General features: G+C 48.5%; 4 rRNA genes (1 of these 4 cut by a window edge). All 4 read left to right on the top strand.

Annotation, left to right across the window (positions count from 1 at the left end):
• A 23S ribosomal RNA gene (locus tag I588_RS21575) occupies window positions 1-698 on the top strand; the annotation flags it as partial.
• A 65-nt stretch (window positions 699-763) separates the two neighbouring features.
• Window positions 764-879 (top strand): 5S ribosomal RNA (rrf, locus tag I588_RS21570).
• Between the two features lie 485 nt (window positions 880-1,364).
• Window positions 1,365-2,923: ribosomal RNA gene (locus I588_RS21565) — 16S ribosomal RNA — on the top strand.
• A gap of 253 nt (window positions 2,924-3,176) precedes the next feature.
• A 23S ribosomal RNA gene (locus I588_RS21560) occupies window positions 3,177-3,335 on the top strand; it runs 2,753 nt beyond the window's last position.

Raw genomic sequence — 3,335 nt, 5'->3', positions numbered from 1 at the left:
ACAGCCCTGATCGGGCTGGGAGACAGTGTCAGATGGGCAGTTTGACTGGGGCGGTCGCCTCCTAAAGAGTAACGGAGGCGCCCAAAGGTTCCCTCAGAATGGTTGGAAATCATTCGCAGAGTGTAAAGGCACAAGGGAGCTTGACTGCGAGAGCTACAACTCGAGCAGGGACGAAAGTCGGGCTTAGTGATCCGGTGGTTCCGCATGGAAGGGCCATCGCTCAACGGATAAAAGCTACCCTGGGGATAACAGGCTTATCTCCCCCAAGAGTCCACATCGACGGGGAGGTTTGGCACCTCGATGTCGGCTCGTCGCATCCTGGGGCTGTAGTCGGTCCCAAGGGTTGGGCTGTTCGCCCATTAAAGCGGCACGCGAGCTGGGTTCAGAACGTCGTGAGACAGTTCGGTCCCTATCCGTCGCGGGCGTTGGAAATTTGAGAGGATCTGTCCTTAGTACGAGAGGACCGGGATGGACTTACCGCTGGTGTACCAGTTGTCTCGCCAGAGGCATCGCTGGGTAGCTATGTAGGGAAGGGATAAACGCTGAAAGCATCTAAGTGTGAAGCCCACCTCAAGATGAGATTTCCCATTTCTTTAAGAAAGTAAGATCCCTGAGAGAAGATCAGGTAGATAGGTCAGGAGTGGAAGTGCAGTGATGTATGGAGCGGACTGATACTAATCGATCGAGGACTTAACCAAAAAAACTCGGAAGAGTTTATTTTCTGATCCAGTTTTGAGTGAGCGAAACTTACTCAAGTAAATAGTGTGGTGGCGATGGCAAGAAGGATACACCTGTTCCCATGCCGAACACAGAAGTTAAGCTTCTTAGCGCCGATTGTAGTGAAGGGTTTCCCTTTGTGAGAGTAGGACGCCGCCACGCGAAGTAGATCATCCAATTGCGGATGATCTTTTTTTGTTAAAATAATACTTAAAAAAAAGTTTGATTTAGTTGTTGACTTTAACCTCATTAATTGGTATGATACAAAGCGTTGATAAATCTTGTTCTGACAACAAAAAAAGGATAAAATTATTTTTTATTTTATTCGAAATTCCAGTTGACAGTTCATGTGGTTTAGGTTATTATAACTAAGTTGCTGATTTGAGACGCAAAACTTTCCAACGAAAGAAATAAAAAACTTTCAAGAAAGTTATTGACAAACAGCCGGCAACCTGATAAGATTTAAGAGTTGCTGATGCAACACGAAACACACGATTTTATCAAGTAGACCTTTGAAAACTGAACGAATAAAACAAACCAAATGTGTAGGGCGCTTCTATATAATAGAAGCAAACAACATAGCAAGCAATTGCTAGCGAATCAATTTTTAAATTGAGCTGAACAGTCGCAAGACTGTTTCAAACACTTTTTATGAGAGTTTGATCCTGGCTCAGGACGAACGCTGGCGGCGTGCCTAATACATGCAAGTCGAACGCTTTTTCTTCCACCGGAGCTTGCTCCACCGGAAGAAAAGGAGTGGCGAACGGGTGAGTAACACGTGGGTAACCTACCCTCGAGCGGGGGATAACACTTGGAAACAGGTGCTAATACCGCATAACAAAGAAAACCGCATGGTTTTCTTTTGAAAGGCGCTTTTGCGTCACTCGAGGATGGACCCGCGGTGCATTAGCTAGTTGGTGAGGTAACGGCTCACCAAGGCAACGATGCATAGCCGACCTGAGAGGGTGATCGGCCACATTGGGACTGAGACACGGCCCAAACTCCTACGGGAGGCAGCAGTAGGGAATCTTCGGCAATGGACGAAAGTCTGACCGAGCAACGCCGCGTGAGTGAAGAAGGTTTTCGGATCGTAAAACTCTGTTGTTAGAGAAGAACAAGGGTGAGAGTAGAAAGTTCACCCCTTGACGGTATCTAACCAGAAAGCCACGGCTAACTACGTGCCAGCAGCCGCGGTAATACGTAGGTGGCAAGCGTTGTCCGGATTTATTGGGCGTAAAGCGAGCGCAGGCGGTTTCTTAAGTCTGATGTGAAAGCCCCCGGCTCAACCGGGGAGGGTCATTGGAAACTGGGAAACTTGAGTGCAGAAGAGGAGAGTGGAATTCCATGTGTAGCGGTGAAATGCGTAGATATATGGAGGAACACCAGTGGCGAAGGCGGCTCTCTGGTCTGTAACTGACGCTGAGGCTCGAAAGCGTGGGGAGCAAACAGGATTAGATACCCTGGTAGTCCACGCCGTAAACGATGAGTGCTAAGTGTTGGAGGGTTTCCGCCCTTCAGTGCTGCAGCTAACGCATTAAGCACTCCGCCTGGGGAGTACGACCGCAAGGTTGAAACTCAAAGGAATTGACGGGGGCCCGCACAAGCGGTGGAGCATGTGGTTTAATTCGAAGCAACGCGAAGAACCTTACCAGGTCTTGACATCCTTTGACCACTCTAGAGATAGAGCTTCCCCTTCGGGGGCAAAGTGACAGGTGGTGCATGGTTGTCGTCAGCTCGTGTCGTGAGATGTTGGGTTAAGTCCCGCAACGAGCGCAACCCTTATTGTTAGTTGCCATCATTTAGTTGGGCACTCTAGCGAGACTGCCGGTGACAAACCGGAGGAAGGTGGGGATGACGTCAAATCATCATGCCCCTTATGACCTGGGCTACACACGTGCTACAATGGGAAGTACAACGAGTCGCGAAGTCGCGAGGCTAAGCTAATCTCTTAAAGCTTCTCTCAGTTCGGATTGTAGGCTGCAACTCGCCTACATGAAGCCGGAATCGCTAGTAATCGCGGATCAGCACGCCGCGGTGAATACGTTCCCGGGCCTTGTACACACCGCCCGTCACACCACGAGAGTTTGTAACACCCGAAGTCGGTGAGGTAACCTTTTGGAGCCAGCCGCCTAAGGTGGGATAGATGATTGGGGTGAAGTCGTAACAAGGTAGCCGTATCGGAAGGTGCGGCTGGATCACCTCCTTTCTAAGGATAAGCTAAGTGACAGCAATGTTGCCTAGCGTTACGGAAGACTACACAGGCTTGCTTTTATTCGTTCAGTTTTGAGAGGTTTACTCTCAAAACATTTCGTTCATTGAAAACTGGATACAGAAAATAAACAAACAAACCGAGAAAAACACCGCGTTGAATGAGTTTTTTAATAGTTCAATTGCTTTTTTTATTGGTCGGACTTCTATCGCTAGAAGAGAAGATCAAGAACCAACCGTAAGGTTGATAAGGTTAAGTGAATAAGGGCGCACGGTGGATGCCTTGGCACTAGGAGCCGATGAAGGACGGGACTAACACCGATATGCTTCGGGGAGCTGTAAGTAAGCTTTGATCCGGAGATTTCCGAATGGGGAAACCCAGCATCTTTGATAGGATGTTACTTTTCAGT

This window comes from Enterococcus pallens ATCC BAA-351 (assembly GCF_000407485.1).
In the GTDB taxonomy this organism is placed as follows: domain Bacteria; phylum Bacillota; class Bacilli; order Lactobacillales; family Enterococcaceae; genus Enterococcus_A; species Enterococcus_A pallens.
This window is presented reverse-complemented; position numbering and strand designations above follow the sequence as displayed.